Source organism: Mesorhizobium sp. CA12 (genome assembly GCF_020165255.1).
Lineage (GTDB): Bacteria > Pseudomonadota > Alphaproteobacteria > Rhizobiales > Rhizobiaceae > Mesorhizobium.
This window is the reverse complement of record NZ_JAIUHT010000030.1, coordinates 1-24,055: the sequence shown is the minus strand read 5'-3', so window position 1 is coordinate 24,055 and position 24,055 is coordinate 1. Positions and strand designations below refer to the sequence as shown.

The window sequence follows — 24,055 nt, the reverse complement described above, 5'->3', positions numbered from 1 at the left end:
CCTCCGAAGGCAGAGGTCGCAGGTTCGAATCCTGCCGGGTGCGCCATTTTTATACTGTCAAAACAGCTGGTTAGCAAGGTATTTTTCCCGCGAGACGAGGTCGGGAAGTGCGTCGCGGAAGCACCACGGAAGCAGTCGGACATGTATTCGGGCTAGGCTTTGACCGATCACTGTGGAGTCAGACGCCCATTCCGCGCCAACTTACCACTGGTCGCGGCCGGGTGCAGCTTGTGGCTCCGGCTAAGGCCCAACTCTACTCATGGGACTGTGGTTTCTTCACGGTCAATATGTCGAATTTCTGCGGGGGCGGCCGGAGACTGTCTAACGGGTGCTGGCTGAGGCATAGATCAGATTGCTATAGCTCACCTTTTTCGATATCATGAGTTATAGAAAGGCGCTCTATAGCTCATGGCATGGAATTGGGAGCAGGCCGACTGGCCGCATTTTACCTACGACAAGATGGCATTGGACCCGCTGGAAAGCGAGTTCCTATTGCGATCGGGCGAGTTCCTGGGCGTGTTTCGCCATGTCGGCCCCGATGACCGCGACCAGATCCGCATCGATCTAATCAGCGAAGAGGCCTTGAAGACATCCGAGATCGAGGGTGAGTATCTCAACCGGGAAAGCCTGCAATCATCCTTGCGGCAGCAGCTTGGGCTCGGAGGCGAGAATAGGCGCATACCGCCCGCCGAGCGGGGCATCGCCGAAATGATGGCCGACGTGTATCTGCATTTTGCCAAGCCGCTCTCGCATCGCACGCTCTATGCCTGGCACAAGATGGTGATGTCCGGAGAGCGACGCATCGAGACGATCGGCAACTATCGCCAGCACGCCGATGCCATGCAGATCGTCTCTAACCGGCTGGACAAACCCAAAGTGCATTTCGAGGCGCCGCCCTCATCGCGCGTGAAAGCCGAGATGGACGCCTTTACCATCTGGTTCAACGATACCGCGCCCAAGGGTAAGACTCCGCTTCCCGCGCTGACGCGCGCCGGTATCGCGCATCTTTATTTCGAGAGCATCCATCCGTTCGAAGACGGCAACGGCCGCATAGGACGCGCGCTTTGCGAAAAGGCGATGGCGCAAAATCTGGGCGAGCCGAGTCTCATCGCGTTGGCCTATACGATCGAACGTCATCGCAAGGCTTATTACGACCGGCTGGAAGCCAGCAACAAAAGCAACGCGATTACCGACTGGCTGCTATATTTCGCCGACACGATCCTCGAAGCGCAGCGCGTAACGCTTGCTCGTGTCGAATTCTCCGTCGCCAAGGCCAAATTCTACGAGCGCCATCGGGATCAGTTCAACGAGCGCCAGGAAAAAGTCATCGCTCGAATGTTCCGCGAAGGTATCGACGGCTTCAAGGGCGGTCTTAGCGCCGAGAATTACATCGCCATCACCCAGGCGTCGCGCGCTACGGCGACGAGGGACCTGCAGGATCTGGTTGCCAAGAGTGCGCTGACAAGAACTGGTGAACTCCGACACACACGTTACACGCTGAATATTTGTGACGATCGTGCGTAAATCCCATCGAAAGAAGAGGCAGGCTGTCAAAGAGCCTGCTTGCCTCAACATCAGTGAATGGCGGGCAGCTACCCGGCAGGAAGTGGTGGAATGGGTTACGCGCGACAGGAAGCCTAAGAAGAAGAAAGGCGGCGCCATTCTCGCGGTCAGGTCACGGCTTAGGCCGGTGGATATCTACTGTTATCTGAAAGCTCGCTTTGGCGAACCGAACGGTTTTCAAAACTTTCTGCGCAAGGATGACAGCGATAACTGGATACACTGGGACTACAGCCTCAAGGCCGGCGAGACCGACGTGTATATCTTGGGCATGTCGCGCGAGATTCATATCATGGTCGGCGAGGCGCTCACGCACCAGCAGTGGCGGGACCTGATTGTCGGTATTAGAACGGACTATGCGAGGATCGGTCCGCAGAAATCTGCCGTACTACAGAGCCTGGAAAAATTCGTCGTCTTTCAGAACAAGTTTGTCAGTATCGCGGGCCTGTGCGCCGACTTGCACGCAGCTATTATCGACGCCCCGGCAAAGACGGCTTTTCCAGAAAGATCGCCAGGTGCCAAATCGCGGCTGAAAACTTTGGAAAAAGCCATGCAAGGAGTATCCACACGTGCGAACGACCTCTTCGGGAACTGTCTAAAGCTTCACCTTCTGATGCCGGTTATGGCCGAGGCCTTCATCAATATGGTGATCCTCATGTTCACCCGCGATGAAATCCGGAATGCCCCTGAAGCCTATCAGGCCTTCATCCGGGCTAAGATTCCCGACCGCCTCGCGCTGCTCAGCCAGCATTGCGATGGCTTTGCACGCGATATCGACAAGAGCACGCATTTCATGCGAGTCATCGATAAGAGAAATTTCGCATTGCACGGTAATGTCGATCCTATCCGCGAGCAGATCGAGGTGGTCTATTTCGACGGCAGACGCCCGCTCTTCAATATGCCAGGAAACCATGTCGAAAGGTTCTTCGAGCATCTCGAAGCGATTGATCGACCCGAAGAGATCGTGTCCGATTACGAAGCCGTCCACGCATTTCTGTGGGAAATTACGGAATGCCTGAAGCCTCGCGCGCAGACGTTCTTCAAGCAAGTCATTGGGGACGCATACCCCGGGTTCGAAGTCCATAAGAAGCGGGCTACTCGCATCCTGCCCGACCATGTGATGATGGGTATGTTGCCAAGTGTGCTCTACGACGACGACCTCGTTGTTAAGTGGTGAGTGAGTCGATTCTTTGGCCCAATAGCTCTAGCCCACATAAGAATTGGCGCGACATGACAAACATGGAATTGGGAAACCCGGGGCGACCAAAGGCGCGTTCTCTCGAAAATATATTCGACGACTTGCGTGTTCTCGCGCAGAGCCCCGGGACATTGCATGATATTTCCGCCATCATGTATCGCGACTGGATCGTTGCTATTGCTTTGCGAGAAGCTAAAGTTGCCGACGATCCAGAAAAGCGCTGGTCTACCACCAAGCTAAACAGCAATGAGTTCATGCTCTTGCTCGGGCTGATGGTTCAGTCCGCGTCGGATTGCACTTACTCCATCGTCAATACTGACATCGATTTTGCAGACAAAGCTGACAGACTTCTCAGGGAATTCCACGACCGGCTCACATTGGATTCGATGCCGGATTTCAGTGATCCTGGAAAGATCGAAAGGGCTCTGGGCGCCGCGGCTCGGGAAGCCATTTATTACGGTGCTGACAGCTTCTTTCTCCATCAGCTAGAGCGTTTTGCCCGAGACCGATATCGCGATGATTTTGAATGGCTGATCCGCAATGCTGGGCTTTCAGCGCGTCCAATGGTCGAAATTGCACGGTTCATCATGGAGCATACATCGCGGCAGATGTCAGCGATCAACGCGAGGAAGGAGGATGGAACGGTTCCGACCAAGGCAGATTTAACGGACAGCCTCTTGATCGCCAAAGCCGAGCTGATCAAGAAATTCGGTGCCAGCAAGGCGAAGGCCTTCATGGCCAAGTTCGCAACCCCTGTCACAAACGCAAATGCCAACTTCACGTCTGCGTTTGTTGTGAATCAAGCCAATCTTGCGCCGCTGATCGATATTGGGGAGCATCTCTATGCACCAAACGCATACAGGCTGGCTGAGAGCGTCTACGAGAGCCCGACCTATTGGATGATAGCCGACAAGACATATGTCGACATAGCAGCCAAGCATCGAGGTGCCTTTCTGGAGAAAGCAGCTGCTGACCTCTTTCGATCGGTATTCGGCGCGGCGAATGTGTATGAGAACGTCACGATCCAGCCAAGCAAAAAGAAGACAGCCGGCGAAGCCGACGCGCTCATAGTTTACGGCGAGTTCGTGATCGTCGTGCAGGCGAAATCCAAGCGTGTGACGTTAACGGCAAGAGCGGGTGATGAAGAGGCATTAAACAAGGATTTCGAAGGCGCCATTCAAGCCCCATACCGCCAAGCCTACGAGTTTGCCGAGCTAGTCCAGGCCGGAGCGGAATGCAAAACGAAAGACGGCAAAGCACTGACGTTCCCACCAACGGTGCGGGTGTTCCCTGCCGTCATATTGAGCGACGCTTTTCCTGCTGCGACGTTTCTCTCAAACATCATGCTGAAGAGAAGCGACAGGATCGCGCCCGTCATTTGGGACCTAGGCGTTCTCGATTGTGTGGCGCGCATGCTGCCAACGCCCATCGAGTTTCTTTACTACCTTAAGTGCCGCTCGGACGTTTTTGATAAGATGCATTCGGATAGTGAATACAATTTTCTCGGCTATCATTTGAAATACAAACTGGCGATGGATCCTGAATATGACTTCATGCATCTTGAGAAGGATTTTGCCGAAATCGTCGAGGATTTTATGATGCCGCGGGACGTCGGGGTGAAGACGGTTCGCCCAGTTAGCATCCTTGAGCGGTTGGACATTCCGGTTATCTCCGAATTGTTCAAGAGCCTGAAGACGGCACCCCCCGAACTGGCATCGGTAGTCATCGACCTCTACGATTTTTCCTATGGCTCGCTGACGGACTTATCTAAAACCGTGCTGGCAATCCGAGAAGAAGTTGCGGCGGGCAAGGAGATGAAATCGTTCTCGATTCTAACAGAAACAGGCGGTCTTACCTACTTGGTTTGCCGGACTCTGAACGACAAAATATGGCTGGCCGCTGAGGCAATCGGCCAAAAACACAAGTACGATTCGAAGCGAGATCGATGGTACGTCATCGTGGACGACATCAGCACATCAGCGCCTGTCGATGCGGCCCTCCCGCTGGTGGAGAAGTGGCATGAGGATGCTGATCTAGCCGAAAACTCCCGCAAGGTAGACGAACTATTCAAGACCAAATGGCAGCCACGTGCCATTCTCCCTAGGCATCAGAAGAATGGGCCGAAGTTGACATGACTTGGCATTCATTTGGGGATTGAATGACGCGGGAGGGGTGCACGGAGAACCCCAATTGAAGGTTGGCGGCCCGGTTTTCCAGACCGACGAGGTTGGCCGCGATCGCTTGATATTGCCTGCAGTCCGCCTGAACGACGGATCGCTCAGGCCGCCCAAGCGGTAGGCTGCCGGCGATTTTCTTCAAGTCGTCGAGGATCGAAGCAATATGCGGCCAGGGAAAGTCTGTTGGATCGTCGATATCGCGATCTGCGCCAGCGATGATTTCGAGCTTGGCGACGATGCCAAGAAGCGACCGCGCCTGTATGTGGGGAAGTTTGTCCTGAAGCTTTAAAACCGCCGTTGTGGCCTCGACCTCCGCTTGGCAAGCGATCGAATAGCCGACTTTCTCATCGATCGCTTTTGGGTCTGCAGCGCCGAGAACGCGCCTCTCTAGGCGCTGTTGAAGTCGGCAAAGGACATGCGAGACATGCTGCGCCCGCGCCCAATCTCGCAGCAGTTGAATTGCAGGGTCTGCATCCGGCAACCGGTCCAACGCGTTGGCAGTCTTGCCATTCGTGACGGGAGGCATAGTCGTGCTATGGTCGGAATCAGCCATGATCCGAGCTCCGCAAAGCCTAGGCGTGGTCAGACCGTTGGAGGCGGACGCACCACTTCCAACTGTCGTTTCCTAAAAAAAGCATATTTGCGCTTTTTGTGCAACAGGGCATTTGAACAATGAAGGTAAGTGCGGCCCAAGTTCGCGCGGCCCGTGGGCTCCTCGACATTTCTCAGCAGGAACTGGCGGATTTATCCAAGGTGAGTTTGAGGACGATCGTGCAATTCGAACGTGGTTCGAAACCCGCATCTGAATCAATCCTCCAAGCGCTGAAGCTGTCACTCGAAGCTGCCGGAATAGAATTCATTCCAGAGAATGGTGGCGGCCCGGGCGTGCGCTTGTCACGCAATCACTGATCTTCTGTTCGCCATGCGACGGGATTTTCGATCCATTGATTTACGTCTGATTCCCGCCAACCCGCACCGTTGACGCTGATCTTGATCTGAGCCGGGAATGTGCCTTCGGCGATTTTGCGGTACATCGTTGAGCGGGACAGGCCGGTCCGCGCCAGGACGGTTCTAAGGCGAATGATACGATCCGGTTCAGGCATGACTGCGTTGCCTTCGCTGAGAGCATTTGGCACCTGTTGGAACCAAACAGGACAACCCAAGGCTCGCAGGCAATCAGATTTGTCATCTGATCGATTTGGGGCGTCGGAACGGCGGCAAATCGGATGTTTAGATTCCTATGCCACGCCCGCTGCCAATGCCGTGGTTGAACGCGAGTTCCACACCCAGACGGCGGCCGGATTCGACTTGGATGCCGAGCACCTTCTTGTGATTGGCGAGTAGCGATTCGAGTTGGGGATCGCGTTCAAGGCCCTTGGCCATATCGGACATGGCCGCACGCGTTGACTTGTAGCCGGACATGTCGCCGGCCTGATATTGCTGCTGTGCCGTCCGATCGAGTCTTTGCCAACGTTCCACGAACAGGTCGGCGCGGCGGCCGGGATCGATGTCCATCCCGGTGCGGATTTCCGTCTCAAGCTGGAGAGCAAGCACGATGCGGTTGACGCGGCCGGCACCCGCCTCGCGGACAAGTTCGGGATTTTTCACATATGCCGCTTCGGCATCGCGCCAACCATGCGGCCGCACCTTCTCGAAAGCGCTACGCGCATCTCTCAATTCGCGCATCTGCTCGGGACTGCCCTGCCCGTCTGCATTTCCGGTACTGAGGATCGCGTCGAGCGCACGCGCGTGCCGAACAAGCGCCTTCGTGCGAGCGCTGCGCAATGCCGCTTCCGCGTCCACCGGCACATTCACGTCGGGCGGCACGCCTGTGGCGAGATTTCCTCCGCCGGGCGTCCGGCCTGCATCTCCGATCCGCGCCCCAACACTTTCCCTCGCCGGCCCAGGTCCACGTTCCTGCATCGGCTCGCCGTCTTCGGGAGAGCGCAACCCGTCCAGCAGCCCACCAATCCTGTCACGCAGCTTCTCCGGAACGATCCGGCGCACGATTTCGACCACACGCTGTCGAAAGGTGATCCCGCGTCGCTCGGCATAGGTCTGCGCCGGGTCGACCTGGTCGTAGTCCGACGCCATGTCCTTGGCGCGATCGCGTGAGAGCGTGCGGACGAGCCGGTCTCGTGTCGCGAAGTCGTCGCTGCCGTAGTGCAGTTCCATCCCGTCGCGATGCCGCGACAGGGCAACGTAGCTGCCATGGGCATCCATGCCCGGCGTTGCCAGCACATGGGTCCGGTCGACGGTCATGCCCTGAGCCTTGTGGATGGTCGCGGCATAGCCGTGGTCGATGTGGGCATAGTCTTTCAGGTCGAAGCGCACCGACCTGCCGTCGTCGGTGCGAGCCGTCATGCTCTGCGTGCTGACCTCTCCGATCACACCGAGCGTGCCGTTCTTGACGCCGAGCGACCGCTCGTTCCGCAAGAACATCACCCGGTCGCCACTGGCAAAGTTTCTCGCGCCGCGTTCCACACCCACGTGAACATCGTCGCCGAGATCTCCAGCAACGCGCATGCGCTCGCGCGCTGCCTTGTTGAGCGCGCGCACTTCGTCGTTTGTGTGAGTGAGGATGATGCGGCTTGCCTCTGGGTCTGCCTGCCTGTCGCGATCCCAGCGTTCGACCAGATCACTGCGGGCCTCATCGCGCGAGGCAGCCCGGTGCACCATTCCTCTGTTGTCATAAGCGCCGATCGCAGCGCCGATCCTGCCGGTCGCCAGATCGCGCGTGGCGTCACGCTGCCACTCCTCGCGCTGCCGGCGCACTTGACCGATTTCGACGCCGCCATGGCGCTCATGAATCGAACGGAATGCGGCGCCCGCCTCGATCGCCTGCAACTGCCGCGGATCGCCGACCAGCACGACTTTTGCGCCAACGTCCGAGGCGTGGGAGAGCACGCGCTCCAACTGGCGCGTGCCGACCATGCCGGCTTCGTCAATCACCAGGATATCACGCGCTTTGAGCAGATCGCGGCCCTGTCCCCAGCTGTGTTCCATGCTGGCGATTGTTCTCGACGAGATGCCCGAACCGCTTGTGAGATTCTCGGCCGCAATGCCGGAAAGTGCCGCGCCTCGGACCTCAAAGCCCGCTGCCGCCCATGCCTGGCGCGCAACACCCAGCATCGCGCTCTTGCCCGTTCCGGCAAAACCCACAACGATTCCAAGACCGCGGTCATCTGTGATGTGATCCAGTGCATCGGTCTGCTCGTCAGAGAGAACAAGGCTACGATGCTTGGCATCCGCCAACGCCGTCGCACGATCCCGGTCACTCACAGCATGCTGCCGCTCGCCGGCCATGCGTTCTGCCGCGCGATGCAGGCGCTGTTCCGTTTCGATCATTTGCCGGGTGGTGAAGCGATCGGCACCGCGTCCGTCCTTGCCGAGTTCGACCAGATCGGGTGCGTTGCCGATGGCTGCCGCCACCGTGTTGAACTGCTCCATCCCGTCGCTGTGTCGGTGCGAGAACTTCGCAATGTCTTTTCGGGTGAAGGTCGATTGCTGATGCGTGAGGGCATCCAGCGCCACGGATGGATCGGCAATAATGCGATCGCCATTGTTGCGCGCGATCTGGCGATGCAGTTCGGCGCGATCCGCTTCAATGCCGGCAGCGTCAAGGCCACCGCCCTCGATGCGTTGCGCCGGTGCACCAATCTGGGTTTGCGGCTCAAGGGCAATGCCCTGGGCTTCCAGACTGCGATGGTCGATGCGGGCGTCTATGTCGAGTTCGGCAAGCCGCTCATTGGCAAGCTCGGCCCATCGCTCGCGCCAGCGCTCGACCAGCTCAGTGCTGTTCCAGTCGCGGACTTTCGGACCAAAGCCGTTCTCGTCCACCGACCGCATGGTCAGCATGACATGAGCATGAGGTTTTGGACTGCCATCCTCTGCCCTGTCCCAATGCACATTGAGATCGGCGACCATGCCCCGGCTGACAAACTCGGCCTGCACGAAGTCGCGCGCCAGTCCGATGCCTTGCGCGTGGCTTAGTTCGCGTGGAAGGGCAAACTCCACCTCGCGGGCAAGCTGCGCATCCTTCCTCACCTCGAAAGCCTCGACGTCGTTCCACAGCCGTTCGCGGTCGCTCCAGGCGCCCAGTGCATTCTCTGGCAAGATCACCTCGGAATGGACGACACCGCGCTTAGCCGAAAAGTCATGGCTGCGTTCGATGCGCTCGTCGCGCAGCCGCGAGGCCGAGCGGTAGGCGGCCGACGCCACGGCACTTGAGCCAGCTTTGCGGCCAATGACCTTGACGTGAAGATGATAGATCGCCATCGCGACCAGATCATTTGCACGGCAAAGCGAACGTCGGCACGACGTATAAGCGCGCCCTCCCTCGAAAAAATCTCGGGAGCGACCAGCCCGTCCCGGGCTGTCTCGGCAACCCTGAAGCCTTCAGGCAAGTGCTCGTCTATCATCGCCGCATTGACGTCAGATGGAGACGGCCATGCGTAAACCACGGGATTTCGACGCGGAACTGAAGGCACTGGAAGAAAAGGCGCGGGAACTCAAAACGCGAAAAGTGCAGCAACTCGGCGAACTGGTCATCTCGACCGGAGCCGATGCGCTCACCGCCGATGAACTGGCGGGCGCATTGGTCGCCATCGCCGAGGCGAAGGATGCCGGAAAAAGGGAGGCATGGGCGAAGCGCGGGGCCGCTTTCTTTCAAGGGCGGGCGCGGCGATCTGGGTCAGCGCTTAACCGCGACAACGGCAGCGCTCAAACGCAACCGGGCGGCGCGCAGTCGCCATCAGGCGACGCGGGCGCGGCATGACATGCGCATATGGCAGGTCGAGCGCCGCAAGCGCACGCGCCATCTGATCGAACTCGGCGGTCTCGTCATCAAGGCCGGGATCGTCGACCTGACCGGCGATGATCGTGCCACCATCTATGGCGCGCTGCTCTGGATGGCCGACAAGCTCAAAAGCGATCAAGGGGCACAGGCGCGGTCGCTCTGGGCAGCAAAGGGAAAGCAGGCGTTCGAGAATGAATGAAGTACATCAGCATCGCCAAATGACAGGGCCCGTTTGGCCGCCATTGAGACAGGCGGGCGCAAGGTCCTCGAACAGACGTGGGGCTCCTTATCGACCATTGAGCGACCCGCAACGGCAGATACCGATGTCTTGGTACTCGTCCACCAATGTCCAACAATAACTCTGGATCAGCGTTTCGCGTTGCGCGTCTGCCTAAAGCTTGCTCAGGCCCTCGCCGTTCAGCTGACGCACAGCTTCCATGACAACCCCGTGAAAGTCGTGCGACTCCCTCGCTGGGCCGGCAAAGCTGGCGCCTACCAGTTGGGCCATCAGTACGCGCAACACGGGACCCGATATCCATGCCGACAAGAATCGATGCTAGTGAAGCGCGCCGGTGGTTTGCCGAAGACCTGCGTGTCTCGTCACCTGTCTTGCACAATCCTGCGGTCATCGAGGCCTTCGCAAAGGTTCCGCGCGAACATTACCTTGGCAACGGGCATGGCGTATCCATTCGCGATTGCAAATCGGAGCGAGCCATACCAGCCCTTCAGCCGCACTTCATGAGATTTACCATGACGTTCTGGTCTCGCTTGACGAAAGACGCGGACTAACAGCGGCTTGCCGTCGCTTTGGGCCTTGGTTTTCGACCATCTGAACACCGCTCCCGGCCAGACCGTGCTTCAGGTGGGCGCCGGTGCCGGCTATTTCACCGCCATCCTCGCTGAGCTGACGGATTCTGGAGGACGCGTGATCGCCTATGAGATCGACGAAGAATTCGCGCGGCGCGCGCAAAGCAATCTTGCTCATTATGCCCAGGTCGAAGTGGTATCCGGTGATGCACCGCAGGCGGTTGATCTGCCGGACCTCGATGTCGTTATCGCCTTTGCCGGAGTAACGCACGTGCCGGAACGGTGACTTTCGAACTTGTCCGACGCTGGCCGGATGGCGCTGCCGTTCACGGGTCAAAACCAAGGAGGTTTCATGATGCTTCTGGAAAGGGCTGGCGATACGTTCCCTGTACGATCACTTGTGCCATGCGGGTTTTACCCCTGCAGCGGAGCCGGGCGCAGTGAGGAAGAAAAGGTCGCGCTCAAGGCTGCGCGAGGCAAGGTCACCCGTCTCGCGTAATATCACCTAGGGCGACCAGCAAATGGCATCGAGAACGCTTGGCTGGTGACCGACATATACTGGTTTCGAAAGCCTAGCGATCGATATCAATCTCGCGTGTCGCCGTTGCAGCGTGCGACACGGCTTTCGACGAGCGATCTATGCCGTCGGGAGCAGTCCGAAGCATCACTATTGCGTCCTGAATTTCCCCGATCCGGGCGTGGGGATTGCGGCCGCGGTCCTGGCCGGCTGCAGCGTAGGCTGCCTCTTGTCCGACGACTGACCAGACCCGTCCCGTACAGCACCATCCGCCGAGACGTCTCCGACCAGCGACGCAAGTTCGGTCTCGTCGAGCGTCTCGGTCTCGAGCAGCCTGCGTGCCGCCCTTTCCAGCACGTCGCGCCGCTCGGTGAGGAGGCCGACGGTTCGTTCGAACGCGGCCGCCACAATGTCGCGTACTTCCGTGTCGATGGCGTCGGCGGCGGCTTCGCCGTAATCGTGCTCGCGCGGTCCGCCGGCGAGCGGGTTAGGGCTCAGGAAGGAGCGCGGGTCCTTTTCCAGCGCCACGTGCCCGAGTTTTGCCGACATGCCGTAACGCGTCACCATGGCGCGCGCTATGTCGGTTACCTTGGCAAGGTCATCGGCGGCTCCGGTGGACAAATGGCCGAATACGATCCATTCGGCCGCCCTGCCGCCGAGCAGCACCGCCATCTTGTTGTCCAGCTCCTCACGCGTCATCAGGAAGCGGTCCTCGGTCGGACGCTGGATAGTGTAGCCGAGCGCGCCGACGCCGCGTGGTATGATCGACACCTTGTGCACCGGGTCGACGCCAGGCAGCGCCATGGCTACCAGCGCATGACCCATTTCATGATAGGCGACGATCTCGCGCTCCTTCGGGTTCAGGAGCCGATTGCGTTTCTCCAGTCCCGCGACGATGCGTTCCACCGCATTGTTGAAATCGTCCATCGTTACCGCATCCGCCTTGCGGCGCGTGGCGAGCAACGTCGCCTCGTTCACAAGATTGGCCAGGTCAGCACCGGTGAACCCGGGCGTCAGCGCCGCCACTTTTTCCCCATCGACATCCCTCGCCAGCTTGGCCTTGCTCATGTGAACCTGCAGGATCTTTATGCGACCCTTCTTGTCGGGCCGGTCGACCAATACCTGGCGGTCGAAACGGCCGGCGCGCAGAAGTGCCGGGTCAAGGATTTCAGGACGGTTCGTCGCGGCCAGCAGCACGACGCCGATCTGCGGATCAAAACCGTCGAGTTCGACCAGAAGCTGGTTGAGCGTCTGCTCCTTTTCGTCGTGGCCGCCGACCGCGGTCCCGCGGGCGCGGCCAAGAGCGTCGAGCTCGTCGATGAATATGATGGCGGGAGCCTTGGATCGCGCCTGTTCGAAAAGATCGCGCACGCGCGCGGCCCCGACCCCTACGAACATCTCGACGAACTCCGAACCGGAGATCGAGAAGAACGGCACCTTGGCCTCGCCCGCGACGGCCTTGGCGAGGAGAGTCTTGCCGGTGCCTGGCGGTCCGACCAGCAGCACGCCTTTGGGCATGCGTCCTCCGAGGCGGCCGTATTCGCCCGGGTTCTTCAGAAAATCCACAATCTCTTGCAACTCGGCCTTGGCCTCGTCGACCCCCGCCACATCGTCGAACGTCACGCCGGTATTGGCTTCGACATAGATTCTGGCCTTGCTCCTGCCAATTTGCATCAAACCGCCGACGCCGCCGTCCATGCGTCTTAGAAGCAGCATCCACAGGCCAAAGAAGACGAGCACCGGCACAACCCAGGAAAGCAGGTCGCTCAGGAAGGTGCTTTCGACCTGGCCAGTCACAGTGACACCGTGTTCCTGCAGGTCACGGGCGAGGTCCGGCTCGACGCGTGTAGTGATAAACAGCGGCCTGCCGTTTTGCGGCTCCTTGAAGCGGCCCTGGATAAAGCGGTCCGAAACCTGCACCTCAGCGATCTTGCCGGCATTCAGAAGGGTCTCGAACTGGCTGTACGGTATCTGGGCGACGTGTTGCGTCGTGGCATAGATGTACTGGACGACCATCACGCCCACGAACGCCGCAATCCAGTACCAGATATTGAACTGCGTCTTTCTGTTGCTCATGTCCATGGCGGCCTCCACAGGGGAACGGATATAGGTCGCCCAGTCCGCGCGGCATCGGTGTAGGCCAGGTCCGGGGCAAAAAAGTGGGAGGCCCCAGACCGGCCGGCGACAATGGGTCTGTCACTGTCCTTTCCTATGCGGCATGCCCAGCGCACCTGTCATGCCGTTTTCCTCCGCCGGATAGACCCCCTTCAAAACGTCGTTGAAATGATGGCTGACGGCCGCATTGCACTCGCAGGCAAGCGAGCGCAGCCCTTCTGGACTGCGTACAGCAAGCCGGGAGCGCCGGGTTTCGATGACGCCGCGCTGCCTCAGGTCTCGAATGACCCGGCTCAGATAGGAGCGGCCGACCCCCAGCATTGTAGCAAGCTGTTCCTGCGTCACCGCAAGGTTTTCGGCTCCCGTCCGTTCTGTCACGGCCAACAGCCATCTTGCCGCGCGCTGTTTGATCGAATGCGCTGCGCTGCAGGCGACGGATTGGAATACCTGCGCCATCAGGCAATCAGCGTAGCGGGCAAACAGGTGACGCAATGTCAAGGAACGCAATTTGGCTTCTTCGAGATGTTGCAGGTCGATCCTGAAGAATGAATCGCCAAGTTGAACTTCGGCCCGCGCATACGCTGGAAGTCTGCCTTGGCTGACGATGCCGCCTACCGCTCCTTCCCGTCCGATGAGCGCAGTCTCGATCGCTCGCCCGTCGCTCAACACGACGCGGTAGGAGACCAGGGCCGATCCGCAAGGGAAATAGGCGTAACGGACTGCATCGCCTGGCTCGTGCAGCAAAGTCCCGGCAGGCGCCGACCATTGTTCGAGCCTCGGTTGCAGGATCTCCCAGTCGTCGGCTCTGAGGGCCCGAAGCAGGTTGTTTCCGATCGGGTCTGATCGCTTTCGAGGGTTCTCCATCGCACTCCTCCGTTTCAAATGGCGGCGTTTACAACGACCGGCGCGAAGAAATGTTCACAAGTGCGCAGACGCGGCGGGCGCGGCTATCTACAAATTGCACGGGGGCGCTGATCCAGGCCTCACCGAGCGCAAGCCGTGGTGCATCGGCTTCCAGGCAGACCGACGGCTGCTGAGGGAAGAACGGCGGCTGGATTCCGCGGCGTGGCGCCTCGTGCACGTCGAAAACTGCAACTCCCTGCGGCAAGGCGTGAACATGAGCGTCAGTCATCGGTCCAATCCAGAGGCCAACGGCCTGCTTCGCCTGTATGTCGCCGGCGATGGGCCGGGCGCCCGTCGGGCGCTGGCAAGCCGTCTGAGGATAGTGGAGGAGTTGGCCGGCGGTATCGAAATCCAGGTCGTCGACGTCGTCGCGGATCCTGACGAGGCGGAAAGGGCCGGCATTCTAGCGACGCCGACGCTCTCGGATGAGTCAACCATCCCTCCACGACGGCTGATTGGCGACATCAGCAACATCGCTCAGGTTCTCGACTATTTCGGTTATCGCAAGAAGGACAGTGGCTATGACCACAGCTGAAGAGATCCTCATCGATCCCGCGCTCGAACGCGTCAGGACCGGTATCGAGGCTTTCGACGATCTTGTGATGGGCGGCCTGCCGCGCGGGCGCACCACCATCGTCGGAGGCACGCCCGGCAGTGGCAAGACTGTATTTGCGACGCAGTTTCTGGCCCACGGCATCACCGTGCTCGACGAGCCCGGCGTCTTCGTCACGTTCGAGGAATCGCCGGTCGAGATCGAGGTCAACATGGCTAGCTTCGGCTGGGACATCCGTCGCTGGCGCGAGATGAACAAGCTGGTCTTCGTCGACGCCAGCCCGCGTGACCACGACCAGATGGTTGTCGGCAATTTCGATCTGTCAGGCTTGCTGACGCGTGTCCTGCACGCTGCGCGAAACGCCGCGGCGAAGCGCATCGTGCTGGATTCCGTCACCCAGCTCTTCGACCACTTCGTCGCGGAGCAGACATCGGTCCGTCGGGAACTCCTTCGCATTGCGACAGCGCTAAAGAGGGATGGTTTGACGGTGCTAATGACCGCCGAACGCAACAGCGAGTATGGCGAGATCTCCCGCCACCGGATCGAGGAGTTTGTTGCCGACAACGTCGTAATCCTGCGCAACGCGCTCGACCGCGAGCGACGCAGGCGTACGATCGAAGTTCTCAAGATGCGGGGCAGCCGTCACGTGGAGGGCGAGGTGCCGATCACGCTTGTGGTGAAGCAAGGCATAGTGGCAGTGCCACTGTCTTCACTGCGGCTCGAGCAGCAATCCAGCACCAAGCGGGTGACGAGCGGCAATCCGGAACTCGACAGGATGTGTGGCGGTGGATTTTTCCGCGACAGCATCACCCTCGTCAGCGGTGCGACGGGCACCGGAAAGACCCTGCTGGTGACAAACTTTCTGGCAGGCGGCGCGGCGGCTGGCGAACGTGCCTTGCTGGTCGGCTACGAAGAGAGCCGCGGCCAGATGTTCCGCAATGCGCGCGGCTGGGGCGTCGACTTCGAGGCCATGGAGGCGGATGGCCGACTGAAGGTCGTTTGCATTTACCCGGAAGCGCAGAACTTGCCGGACCACCTGTTGATGATCCGCGAGCTAATTGAAGAGTTCAAGCCTGACCGGATCGCTATCGACAGCCTGTCGGCATTGGAACGGATCGCACCAGAGACCGGTTTCCGGGAATTCCTAATCAGCCTCACTTCCTTCATCAAGAAACACGAGATCGCTGGCCTTTGCACGGCCACCAACAAATCGCTCGTCGGCGGCCAGAGTGCTAGCGAACAGCATATTTCAACCCTCACGGACTCGATCATCTTATTGCGGTACATCCAGGAAGGGGATTTCATGCATCGGGGGATCATGGTGCTGAAAATGCGCGGCAGCGAGCATGACAAGCAGATTCGGCGCTTCACAATCGACGGCACCGGCATGCATCTCGGTCAGCCCTTCGACGGCGCACCCGACGTGTTCGGCGACTCCGCCGCGTCTTGGCGTGAGGAGCGTTGAGATGGCGTGCGGCGCAGCCGAAATCTCCGACCAACACGGCGACGCAAATCTGACGGGCATCAGCCAACTCGACTTTCGACGGCTGATCGAAACCACGGCCGACGGGGTTCTGGTTGTCGATCTGTCGGGAACGGTGCTTTATGCAAATCCGGCGGCCGCCGCGATCTTCGGTTATCCGGCTGCCGATCTCGTCCACATCCCCCTCGGCCGGCCGGTCATATCGGGTGAAACCACGGAAATCACCGTCCACAGACCCAATCGAGCACCAGCCGAAGTGGAAATACGGACGGTTGAACTTAGCTGGGACGGTAGGCCGGCGCTGCTTGCCAGTCTTCGCGACGTCTCCGCGCAACGCGCGCAGCAGGAGCGTCGGCGTCAATCGCAAAAGCTCGAAGCGATCGGCCGGCTCGCTGCCGGCATCGTTCACGACATCAACAATCTGCTCGCGGTGTTCGAATCGGGGCTGCGACTGCTTCAGAAGCAGCTGCGCGAGAATCCTGCGAATCCGAACGCGGCGATGCTGATCGAAGAGTTGCTCAAACGAACGCAAAACGGCAGTGCGCTGACGCAGCAATTGCTCGCGTTCTCTCGCGCACAGTCGCTGTATCCGGAGACAATCGACCTGAATGGACGTATCGAAGCCGTCACGATGCTGCTGGAGCGGACGCTGGGGAACGGGATCAGCATCAGGCTTGAGCTGGATCCGGCACTTGGCCCCGTTGTTGTCGATGCCAATCAGCTAGACGTCGCCATCCTGAACCTGGCTGTGAATGCCAAGGACGCGATGGCCGGCCGGGGCACGCTGGCGATCGAGACCAGCGGTACTCCCGGCAACATCGAAGACGTGCCCGCTCCGGCTGCCTCTTTTGTTCGGGTCACGGTCAGCGATACGGGTTGCGGGATGAGCAAGGAGATCCTGGCCCACGTGTTTGAGCCGTTCTTTACGACCAAGGCCGATGGCGGGGGAACCGGACTTGGGCTTAGCCAGGTTTACGGCTTCATCAAGCAGTCCGGGGGGCATGTTAGGATCGAGAGTGCGGTCGGCGAGGGAACAAGCGTTCATCTCTTTCTTCCCCGCGCGCCAAGCACAGGAAATGAGGAACTGCAAATGCAGGGCGAGATCAGGCTCAACACACGTCGGTGAAAAAAGCGGCCTGTGTTTCGGCTGCCGATGTACCTGGCCGCAACGCCTACAACGGCAGACCGCACCCGTAGCGGTTGAAAAAAGCGGGCCCGGAGATCCGGGCCCGCCAGAGATGCTGGTCAGGCCGTTGAAAGCGGACGGTCGCCGAAGAACCAGAGGCTTCCGGCAGCCAAGGCCGCTACGATCACTCCCACGACCACATGTACCCACATGGCCATTGTCAGGGCCGAGAAACCGAGGGCCCAGGGCGAGATCAGCGTCCACAGCCCAACCACCAGGTTTGCCCATTCCTCATAGGCATGGAACGCAACCAGCGCACCCACGGCGATCAGGGCAATCACCGCACCGGCGATCCAGGCGTTCCAGGCCGCATAGGTTTCAGCCGCAAATCCAAAATACCAAGGCGACAGTACCAGCGCTATGCCGGCGATCACATTGACGATATCGATCGCCGGACGACTTTCAGTTTTCAGCCATTTCTCCATTGCTCATCCTCCTTTCCTGACATGGTGAGTGCGCCGCCCTCTGAGCGACGGCGGGTGCGGCAGCCATGGATTGACCTTAGCCACTGCGAAGCTTTCTTCGTCGGCCGGGCCGTACCCAGCCATCGCGCGGAACCGAACCGGCCAGAACAAAGGACTTGATCTCGTCGAGCTGGAAGCGGTTGCCGGCGATCTCGCGCAGGGCGAGTTCGACGGCCGCCGTCGCTTCGTCGGTCAGGCGCTCAGCACCCCGGCTGAGCGCACGAGCGCGCCCCGCCACGGCGACGGCCAGTGCGAAACGGTTCGGCACCGTATTTTCACAATCGAGCACAGTCAGCCGATCCATGACGACCCTCACATTGCCTTCTGCTTCTGTTCAGGAATAGAAACGGCCAGGTTCGCTGCCGTAACTGGCTCCAGCGCGAGCAGGGCCAATTCCACTTCGTCCAGCCGCGTCGGACGCGCGTTTTCCGGCATCCCCTCGGCCGTGGCGAGATCGACCAGATACTCGTTCCACGCCCAGTTTCGCAGGATTGCGCGTTTCTCGTCGGCTGTCAGAAGAGGATCGACGACCACGTCCATCGGCGATGCATAAAGCGCCTCCGGGTCCGTCAGCGCCGGTCCATAATGCGGCGCCTGCGAAACTGCGCCGTGGCTGCTTTGCAGCAAAGCCAACTGGAGGCGGTTCCAGACAACGTCTGCGCCGGCCTGCAGCGGGTTGTCCGTGTCAGACGATTCGACACTGGACTTTTCGGCCGCCGGGCTTCCTTGAACAGCGTAGGCAAGCCCCTGCCGTTCGGCATAGTCGATGGCCGCCTGAGCCGTTGGAAAATCGAGCTCCACCTGGGTCAGCGTGTCACCACTTGCGGTGTAGCCCATCAGCGGTTCAATGACCGGCGCAGTACGCCGCTCGAACAACAGCCGCCACCCTTTCGGCCGCGCACGGCTTGAGGTCATGACTGAGCGGCAAGGCTTGTAGATCCGCGCGACGGCATCACGCGGGAACTCGGATCGCCCGAGCGACGGCGCTCGCCCGCGTTTCTCGTTTGCCGGTCCGAGATTTTCTACGACTGGTGTGACTTTTCTTTCTTGCTTCTGCATCACTCATCCCTCCCATTTTTGGCGAAGGATGCGCCGGAGGCAGCGGGCTGCCGCCTCCGACTTGGTCCATGCGTCAGTGGGTGATCGGGATGCGCTTCACCTTCGACTGCGCGTTCGGGTTCTTCGGCAGCGTCAGGATCAGGACGCCATTGGCAAAGGACGCCTTGACCTTGTCGTCCTCGACCTCATAGCCGAGGGGTATGCGCCGCTCGAAGCGACCGTAGAAGCGCTCGGAGTAATCCTTCTCCTCGGTTTCCGACCGCTTTTCGCCACGCAGGGTCAGCACATCTTCGTCGAGCAGGACTTCGATGTCCTTCTCTTCCATGCCAGGAACCTCGGCGGTGACGCGAAGCTCGTTGTCCGTCTCCGAAATCTCCACCTTCGGCCAGCCCCCATCGAAGGGCGAAAGCTGTCCCACAGCAGGCAAGCGCGTCTCGAAGCTCCTCAACATATCATCAAAGAGCCTGTTTACCTCGCGGTGAAGCGACAGGAACGGGTCGCCACCGCTATAGATGCTAGGGGCCTGGTTGTTGCTGTTGCGGCCCCACGGAATAAGGTCACGCACGTTCATGGTTATTCACCTCCACGTTCAACCGCGCGGCACCGGGCGATTACCGGTGCCTGTCGCTTCTGATTCACTCTGACTTCAGGCAGCGTTCTTTTCGGCGTCGATCTGCCTCGGCGCTGCCTTTGCCGGACTGCCTGCGAAGGCGATCCGGCGCGGTTTCATCTCTTCGGGAAGCTCGCGCTTGAGATCGATGTTCAGCAGCCCATTGTCCAAGCTGGCGCCGACGACTTGCACATGGTCGGCCAGTTCGAACCGACGCTCGAAGGCACGCCCGGCAATGCCGCGATAGAGATACTGGCCGTCATCATCGCTAGATTGCGACCCGCTCACAACCAGCAGGTTAGGTTGATGAGTGATAGTCAGCTGTTCCTGCGAGAAGCCGGCAACCGCCATGGTGATGCGATAGGCGTCCTCACCAGCCTTGGCGATGTCATAGGGCGGCCAATTGTCTATCGCAGTGACACGGCTCGCATTTTCCAGCATGTTCAAAATCCGGTCGAAGCCGATGCTGGACCGGAACAGAGGGGTGAAATCGAGGTTTGTCCTCATAGCCACATCCTCCTTCGAGCAACATGGATACAAGAAGACGCCAAGAGCCTTGGCGCCTCCTGGACTTGTGCCGGCCCCATGTGGCGGCCGGTGATCAACATTTATAACAGTGATTTACACGTTCAATGGGCCTATAGGAAAATTTTCAGCCAGACGAATGGTCGCTGAGAGAACACGTCTATCCCCGCCAGCGAATCCTCGCCGGCGGGCGGATGCCTCGGATGAAGAGCGTGGCTGCGCTCCACTCAAAGTCGATCGACGGATGCTGCAAGACTGGTGACCGCAATGCTGTCGATCTCACGACCGCGACCGGTGCCGGGAAGCTTCTCCAACTGATCCAATTGGCGCAACGCATCCATGATGGCATCGAAGCTGACCGGTTCGGTTGCTCCCGGCGGCATGTGCAGCGCCGGCACCGATTCCACTGCACATGCATCCGATGCCCATGACGAAAGGATTGCACGCTTCTCCTGGACGTCCAGCGTCACGTCGGTCAGCACGTCCTGGGGTCGCTCGAAATGCCGTGCCGTATGGAGTAACCGGTCAAGAAAAGCATCAGAGTTTGGTGGCTCTCTCGCGATTTCCATCAGCTGAAATTTTGGAGAGTTTCGAGCAAATTTCAATGGCCCCGCAAGGCCACATCCCCGCAGTTCAGCCCACCATAAACATTTTTTCAAACCGGTGAAACAATCGGCGTGAATGTCAGTTCTTGGGTTCGCGCAGCAGCGCCAGGGCGGTCGGGCAGGAGAACCAATCATGTCTTACATTTCCGGGAAGCGACTTTGCATTGGCTTCGTCGCAGGAATTTTGATGCTCACGGCTGCCGGCTTTGCTCCAGTTTCAGCACAGGAAATTCCGAACGACTTCAGCGCAATCGTGCGTCAGAAACTGCCGGCCGTGGTCGCGATCACGACGAGGCAGATCATCCAGGACCAAACGATGCTCGACGACTTTCTCAACCCCTTCGACAGCCGCGGGCCTGCCCAGCCGCAGGTGCGAGAAGCTCTTGGCTCCGGCTTCGTGGTCAGTCCCGAGGGCTACATCGTCACCAACAATCATGTCGTGGCCGACTCCACCGAAATCCACGTCGTATTCTCCGATAGGGAGACTTCGCCCGCGCGACTTGTGGGCCGCGATCCAGCGACCGACATTGCGGTGCTGAAGGTCGATCCACGCCCCAACATGACGGCCACCGCCTGGGGTGACTCTGACGCAATGCAGCCGGGGGCCTGGACGATCGCGATTGGCAGTCCCTTCGGGCTCGGGGGAACCGTTACCGTCGGCGTTCTTTCCGCCCGCTCGCGCGACATCCAAGCTGGCCCTTACGACGATTTCCTTCAGACAGACGCCTCGATTAATAGAGGCAATTCCGGCGGCCCTCTGTTTAACGCGCGCGGCGAAGTGATCGGGGTCAACACGGCCATCGTCTCTCCGTCCGGCGGCAGCATAGGCATCGGGTTCGCCGTGCCCTCCCGAACTGCACGAAGCGTTGCTGATCAGCTGATCCGCACCGGCCGCATCGAGCGCGGGTTCATCGGAGTGCGTCTCCAGGAGGTGACGCCGCCGCTTGCCCAGTCACTTGGCATATCAAGCACCAAGGGAGCGCTGGTCGCCTCGGTCGAGCCCGGCAGTCCGGCGGAGAAGGCCGGCTTGCAATCGGGGGACGTGATCACCCGGTTCAACGGCAAAGATATCCAGGGCGTCCATGACTTGACATTGGCGGCAGCGAACGAAAAGCCAGGGTCGAAAGCGACGTTGACAAGGAACCGCGGCGGCTCCCAGCAGGAGGTGGAGCTCACTGTGGGTCAACGCAAGAACGAGGAGGTGCAGACCGGTGCAGTTCCGAGTCCGGAAGCGGCGGACCAACCGCTCGGATTGTCGCTCAGCCCCATTCCTGACGAAGCGCGTCAACAACTCGGTCTCCAGCCGGGTACGACCGGAGTCTTCATCCAGGAAGTGGCGCCAAATAGCCTCGCTGCGGAGAACGGCCTTCGGCCTGGGGACGTCATCATCTCGGCCAACAACCGCAACGTGACGCAGCCTTCTGACATCCAGCAAGAGTGGACCAAATCCCGCCAGCAGAAAAAGCCCATCTTGTTCCGCATCGAAAGGCAAGGACAATCGCTTTTCGTTGCAGTGACCGTTTCCTGACGCGGCGCTGCGTCAGGCCAGCCACGGTGACGAAGAAGTGGCCTTGATGGCCGCCCTCACGGCTGCTCAAGGCAAGGTCGCGGTTAGAGGCTGACCAAATTCCGACAATCCCGGCTTAGTGAACGGCGAGAGAGGAGGTGTTCCGCTGCTCCCTTTGAGGTGAAACTGTAGAAGACGTCTTCGACACGTGACCAAGTCCCTACGACCTCGCCGTCCTTGTCAATTACGTCTTCGGGTCGCGGCTCCCCGTGCCCATCCAGCAAGACATTTCAAATGTTGAGGCATCGTCACGGCGTTCTTTCCAACGCTCGAATCGCGACGAGGTCGAATCGAGCAAAGATAATGCCTCGGGAGGCGACCTCTGGGTCCCTGTCACGAAGTGCATGTACGCAAAGCGACCACCAACTCGTAAGATGTTGCGCAATTGCACCGTCACGACATCTTAGTACCGGTGGACCCTACAGCCGTCGTCAAGAACTTCCGCATGGCATCCTTGCGCGCACTGTGATCGAGCGCATAATTTGCGCGCTCGAACTTCGCTCCATCGAGCAAAGCCTGAATGTAGCTAGCGACTGTGTCACCTGCCATTACGAGCGCAATGTCTACCGTGTGGATGTAGCGGCTTGTGATCGTTCCGCGAGAATGTCCCACCAATGCAGCTATGGTCGACTCGGTAAAGCCGAGATCGTTTGCCACGCTCGCGAAGCTGTGACGAAGCACGTGGGGTGTCACGCTTTCAAGCGGCGTGTCTTTGACGAGCTTTTGCCATAGCTTGGGGAAGCCGACCAATGGCTTCCCTTCCTCCGTGCCAGGAAAAACAAAATCAGCCTCATCGCCGGACAATAGTGGCTTGAGCAACTCGACCACAGGCAGGCCGATAGCCCGAGTCGACGCACCTTCCTTGGAGTCCTCAAGCCTGATGCAACTGCGCTGAACATCGATCTCGCCCATTCGAAGATTGATGATCTCGCCTCGTCGACATCCTGTCATAGCGAGGGCTCGAACCATTTTCGTGGCCGTTGAAAACTGCGGGTCGAGAGCGGCGTCCGCGAGAATCTTGCCTAACGCTCTATACTCACGCTCGGTCAGGCGACGGTCACGGACGCGATCTTTTGGCTTACGAAAGCCGTGAACCGGATTCTTTTCGATGATCCCTTCTCTAACTGCATAGGAGAAGATGCTGCCGAGAAGACCGACGCCGCGCGAGCCGGTGCCAATGCCTCCGCGAACGATCGCTCGGCCACGCTTCTTCGTTTTGATGTCGGTTCGGGTCTTGCCGTTGGCAACGTCGCGCAGAAATTTGGCAATGTCTGCCATGGTGATCTCGGTCACTCTCCGGTTCCCGAGGAGCGGAAGGATGTGGCGCTTTATACGGCTACGGTCGATCTCCATAGTCGACGGCTTCTTGGGGCGACCGCCTTTGCCAGGTACAAGTCCGGCTTCACAATCAGCCAAATATCGGGTGCAAAGCTCTCTGACGGTAATCGTTTTGGCGTCGAGAAGTTTCGTTTCCGCAGGATTGTCGCCTTGCGCGATCCGACCGATCAATATGCGGGCCTCCTTTCGGGCCGCATCTGGTGCCCAGACCCCGTGGGGACCGATGGTGAATCGGCGGGTCCGACCTTTAGCTCGATATTGCACGAGGTAGCTGCGCTTACCGGATGAAAACACGCGCAGCCCAAAGCCAGGCAACTCATCATCCCAAAGGAAGTAGTCCGACTTTCCCGGTCCCGCTTGATCCACGGTTCGTTTGTTCAGCTTAGCCATCGCACACCTCAGGGTTCTGTCGAAGTGATCCCGCGGAAGCACCACGGAAGCACCCGGACGGAAACTCCGGCCTGCGGTAGGATACTGGCTTCGGCTTTTGGGTCGACAAAAAGTCAGTCGTCGTAGTAGCTTAGCGAACGATATCGTAGAAACAGAAGCTATTGAAAGACTGGCTAAATCGGCCTCCGAAGGCAGAGGTC

Annotated in this window: 23 protein-coding genes; 11 read left to right on the top strand and 12 right to left on the bottom strand. The window is 59.5% G+C overall.

Going from position 1 to position 24,055, the window contains the following annotated elements:
- The first annotated feature begins 408 nt into the window (after positions 1-408).
- From LB520_RS28800 to LB520_RS28790, 3 genes are read left to right on the top strand one after another with little or no spacing between them, the layout of a single operon-like run.
- Positions 409-1,524, top strand: a complete 1,116-nt coding sequence (locus LB520_RS28800; protein ID WP_224525781.1) for a Fic family protein — start codon at positions 409-411, stop codon at positions 1,522-1,524.
- On the top strand, positions 1,508-2,737 hold the full coding sequence (locus LB520_RS28795) for a hypothetical protein (RefSeq protein WP_224609620.1): 1,230 nt from the start codon (positions 1,508-1,510) through the stop codon (positions 2,735-2,737). Before LB520_RS28800 ends, LB520_RS28795 begins: the two co-directional genes overlap by 17 nt.
- Positions 2,738-2,790: 53 nt before the next feature.
- The gene (locus LB520_RS28790) at positions 2,791-4,893 is read left to right on the top strand and encodes a nuclease-related domain-containing protein (protein WP_224609622.1); all 2,103 of its coding nucleotides are present in this window, start codon (positions 2,791-2,793) and stop codon (positions 4,891-4,893) included.
- Here LB520_RS28790 and LB520_RS28785 read toward each other — a convergent pair.
- Positions 4,859-5,488, bottom strand: coding sequence for a hypothetical protein (locus LB520_RS28785; RefSeq protein ID WP_224525793.1), 630 nt, complete (start codon positions 5,486-5,488; stop codon positions 4,859-4,861). The two genes, LB520_RS28790 and LB520_RS28785, sit on opposite strands and share 35 nt — an antisense overlap.
- A 119-nt stretch (positions 5,489-5,607) precedes the next feature.
- Here LB520_RS28785 and LB520_RS28780 point away from each other — a divergent pair, with 119 nt between their 5' ends.
- Positions 5,608-5,844: a helix-turn-helix domain-containing protein gene (locus LB520_RS28780; protein ID WP_224525795.1), complete on the top strand. Its 237-nt coding sequence runs from the start codon at positions 5,608-5,610 to the stop codon at positions 5,842-5,844.
- Here LB520_RS28780 and LB520_RS28775 read toward each other — a convergent pair.
- Together LB520_RS28775 and traA are read right to left on the bottom strand one after the other, a co-directional pair.
- Positions 5,838-6,038, bottom strand: coding sequence for a helix-turn-helix transcriptional regulator (locus LB520_RS28775; protein WP_224525796.1), 201 nt, complete (start codon positions 6,036-6,038; stop codon positions 5,838-5,840). The genes LB520_RS28780 and LB520_RS28775 overlap by 7 nt on opposite strands.
- 127 nt (positions 6,039-6,165) lie before the next feature.
- Positions 6,166-9,213, bottom strand: coding sequence for a Ti-type conjugative transfer relaxase TraA (traA, locus tag LB520_RS28770; RefSeq protein ID WP_224640190.1), 3,048 nt, complete (start codon positions 9,211-9,213; stop codon positions 6,166-6,168).
- 172 nt (positions 9,214-9,385) lie between these two features.
- Here traA and LB520_RS28765 point away from each other — a divergent pair, with 172 nt between their 5' ends.
- From LB520_RS28765 to LB520_RS28755, 3 genes are all read left to right on the top strand, one after another.
- Complete coding sequence (locus tag LB520_RS28765; protein WP_224526215.1) at positions 9,386-9,712, top strand: conjugal transfer protein TraD; 327 nt, start codon at positions 9,386-9,388, stop codon at positions 9,710-9,712.
- A gap of 1 nt (position 9,713) precedes the next feature.
- Positions 9,714-9,932: a conjugal transfer protein TraD gene (locus tag LB520_RS28760; protein ID WP_224525800.1), complete on the top strand. Its 219-nt coding sequence runs from the start codon at positions 9,714-9,716 to the stop codon at positions 9,930-9,932.
- A 597-nt stretch (positions 9,933-10,529) separates the two neighbouring features.
- Positions 10,530-10,826 carry a protein-L-isoaspartate O-methyltransferase family protein gene (locus LB520_RS28755; protein ID WP_224525802.1) on the top strand — a complete coding sequence of 99 codons (297 nt, stop codon included), beginning with the start codon at positions 10,530-10,532 and terminating at the stop codon, positions 10,824-10,826.
- Positions 10,827-11,207: 381 nt separating this feature from the next.
- Here the strand turns inward: LB520_RS28755 and ftsH are convergent, their stop codons facing one another.
- On the bottom strand, positions 11,208-13,139 hold the full coding sequence (gene ftsH, locus LB520_RS28750; protein WP_224525804.1) for an ATP-dependent zinc metalloprotease FtsH: 1,932 nt from the start codon (positions 13,137-13,139) through the stop codon (positions 11,208-11,210).
- A 114-nt stretch (positions 13,140-13,253) separates the two neighbouring features.
- Positions 13,254-14,036 (bottom strand): Crp/Fnr family transcriptional regulator, encoded by a 783-nt coding sequence (locus LB520_RS28745; protein WP_224640189.1) that lies wholly within the window; start codon positions 14,034-14,036, stop codon positions 13,254-13,256.
- Positions 14,037-14,130: 94 nt separating this feature from the next.
- Here LB520_RS28745 and LB520_RS28740 point away from each other — a divergent pair, with 94 nt between their 5' ends.
- From LB520_RS28740 to LB520_RS28730, 3 genes are read left to right on the top strand one after another with little or no spacing between them, the layout of a single operon-like run.
- Positions 14,131-14,610: a circadian clock KaiB family protein gene (locus LB520_RS28740; RefSeq protein WP_224525806.1), complete on the top strand. Its 480-nt coding sequence runs from the start codon at positions 14,131-14,133 to the stop codon at positions 14,608-14,610.
- Complete coding sequence (kaiC, locus tag LB520_RS28735; RefSeq protein ID WP_224546549.1) at positions 14,597-16,093, top strand: circadian clock protein KaiC; 1,497 nt, start codon at positions 14,597-14,599, stop codon at positions 16,091-16,093. Before LB520_RS28740 ends, kaiC begins: the two co-directional genes overlap by 14 nt.
- A 1-nt stretch (position 16,094) precedes the next feature.
- Positions 16,095-17,237: a two-component system sensor histidine kinase NtrB gene (locus tag LB520_RS28730; RefSeq protein ID WP_224640188.1), complete on the top strand. Its 1,143-nt coding sequence runs from the start codon at positions 16,095-16,097 to the stop codon at positions 17,235-17,237.
- Between the two features lie 119 nt (positions 17,238-17,356).
- Here the strand turns inward: LB520_RS28730 and LB520_RS28725 are convergent, their stop codons facing one another.
- The 6 genes from LB520_RS28725 to LB520_RS28700 form a co-directional block, all read right to left on the bottom strand.
- Entirely contained in the window at positions 17,357-17,722 is a 366-nt protein-coding gene (locus tag LB520_RS28725) for an SPW repeat protein (protein WP_224640187.1), read from the bottom strand.
- A 76-nt stretch (positions 17,723-17,798) separates the two neighbouring features.
- Positions 17,799-18,065: a DNA-directed RNA polymerase subunit omega gene (locus LB520_RS28720; RefSeq protein WP_224609635.1), complete on the bottom strand. Its 267-nt coding sequence runs from the start codon at positions 18,063-18,065 to the stop codon at positions 17,799-17,801.
- Positions 18,066-18,073: 8 nt separating this feature from the next.
- Entirely contained in the window at positions 18,074-18,820 is a 747-nt protein-coding gene (locus LB520_RS28715; RefSeq protein ID WP_224609638.1) for an NADH dehydrogenase ubiquinone Fe-S protein 4, read from the bottom strand.
- 73 nt (positions 18,821-18,893) lie between these two features.
- Positions 18,894-19,391, bottom strand: a complete 498-nt coding sequence (locus LB520_RS28710; protein ID WP_224609641.1) for an Hsp20/alpha crystallin family protein — start codon at positions 19,389-19,391, stop codon at positions 18,894-18,896.
- 75 nt (positions 19,392-19,466) lie between these two features.
- Positions 19,467-19,937 (bottom strand): Hsp20 family protein, encoded by a 471-nt coding sequence (locus tag LB520_RS28705; RefSeq protein ID WP_140715328.1) that lies wholly within the window; start codon positions 19,935-19,937, stop codon positions 19,467-19,469.
- Between the two features lie 245 nt (positions 19,938-20,182).
- Complete coding sequence (locus tag LB520_RS28700; protein WP_318012054.1) at positions 20,183-20,695, bottom strand: hypothetical protein; 513 nt, start codon at positions 20,693-20,695, stop codon at positions 20,183-20,185.
- Here LB520_RS28700 and LB520_RS28695 point away from each other — a divergent pair.
- Positions 20,694-22,088, top strand: coding sequence for a Do family serine endopeptidase (locus LB520_RS28695; protein WP_224640186.1), 1,395 nt, complete (start codon positions 20,694-20,696; stop codon positions 22,086-22,088). The genes LB520_RS28700 and LB520_RS28695 overlap by 2 nt on opposite strands.
- Before the next feature lie 432 nt (positions 22,089-22,520).
- Here the strand turns inward: LB520_RS28695 and LB520_RS28690 are convergent, their stop codons facing one another.
- Complete coding sequence (locus LB520_RS28690; RefSeq protein ID WP_224609645.1) at positions 22,521-23,855, bottom strand: tyrosine-type recombinase/integrase; 1,335 nt, start codon at positions 23,853-23,855, stop codon at positions 22,521-22,523.
- Between the last annotated feature and the right edge of the window lie 200 nt (positions 23,856-24,055).

Bases quoted from the DNA above. Each gene is read 5' to 3' on its own strand.
- LB520_RS28800 (WP_224525781.1), top strand. From the start codon at position 409: ATGGCATGGAATTGGGAGCAGGCCGACTGGCCGCATTTTACCTACGAC.
- LB520_RS28790 (WP_224609622.1), top strand. From the start codon at position 2,791: ATGACAAACATGGAATTGGGAAACCCGGGGCGACCAAAGGCGCGTTCT.
- LB520_RS28785 (WP_224525793.1), bottom strand. From the start codon at position 5,488: ATGGCTGATTCCGACCATAGCACGACTATGCCTCCCGTCACGAATGGC.
- LB520_RS28780 (WP_224525795.1), top strand. From the start codon at position 5,608: ATGAAGGTAAGTGCGGCCCAAGTTCGCGCGGCCCGTGGGCTCCTCGAC.
- LB520_RS28775 (WP_224525796.1), bottom strand. From the start codon at position 6,038: ATGCCTGAACCGGATCGTATCATTCGCCTTAGAACCGTCCTGGCGCGG.
- traA (WP_224640190.1), bottom strand. From the start codon at position 9,213: ATGGCGATCTATCATCTTCACGTCAAGGTCATTGGCCGCAAAGCTGGC.
- LB520_RS28765 (WP_224526215.1), top strand. From the start codon at position 9,386: ATGCGTAAACCACGGGATTTCGACGCGGAACTGAAGGCACTGGAAGAA.
- LB520_RS28760 (WP_224525800.1), top strand. From the start codon at position 9,714: ATGCGCATATGGCAGGTCGAGCGCCGCAAGCGCACGCGCCATCTGATC.
- ftsH (WP_224525804.1), bottom strand. From the start codon at position 13,139: ATGGACATGAGCAACAGAAAGACGCAGTTCAATATCTGGTACTGGATT.
- LB520_RS28745 (WP_224640189.1), bottom strand. From the start codon at position 14,036: ATGGAGAACCCTCGAAAGCGATCAGACCCGATCGGAAACAACCTGCTT.
- kaiC (WP_224546549.1), top strand. From the start codon at position 14,597: ATGACCACAGCTGAAGAGATCCTCATCGATCCCGCGCTCGAACGCGTC.
- LB520_RS28730 (WP_224640188.1), top strand. From the start codon at position 16,095: ATGGCGTGCGGCGCAGCCGAAATCTCCGACCAACACGGCGACGCAAAT.
- LB520_RS28725 (WP_224640187.1), bottom strand. From the start codon at position 17,722: ATGGAGAAATGGCTGAAAACTGAAAGTCGTCCGGCGATCGATATCGTC.
- LB520_RS28720 (WP_224609635.1), bottom strand. From the start codon at position 18,065: ATGGATCGGCTGACTGTGCTCGATTGTGAAAATACGGTGCCGAACCGT.
- LB520_RS28715 (WP_224609638.1), bottom strand. From the start codon at position 18,820: ATGCAGAAGCAAGAAAGAAAAGTCACACCAGTCGTAGAAAATCTCGGA.
- LB520_RS28710 (WP_224609641.1), bottom strand. From the start codon at position 19,391: ATGAACGTGCGTGACCTTATTCCGTGGGGCCGCAACAGCAACAACCAG.
- LB520_RS28705 (WP_140715328.1), bottom strand. From the start codon at position 19,937: ATGAGGACAAACCTCGATTTCACCCCTCTGTTCCGGTCCAGCATCGGC.
- LB520_RS28695 (WP_224640186.1), top strand. From the start codon at position 20,694: ATGTCTTACATTTCCGGGAAGCGACTTTGCATTGGCTTCGTCGCAGGA.
- LB520_RS28700 (WP_318012054.1), bottom strand. From the start codon at position 20,695: ATGATTGGTTCTCCTGCCCGACCGCCCTGGCGCTGCTGCGCGAACCCA.
- LB520_RS28690 (WP_224609645.1), bottom strand. From the start codon at position 23,855: ATGGCTAAGCTGAACAAACGAACCGTGGATCAAGCGGGACCGGGAAAG.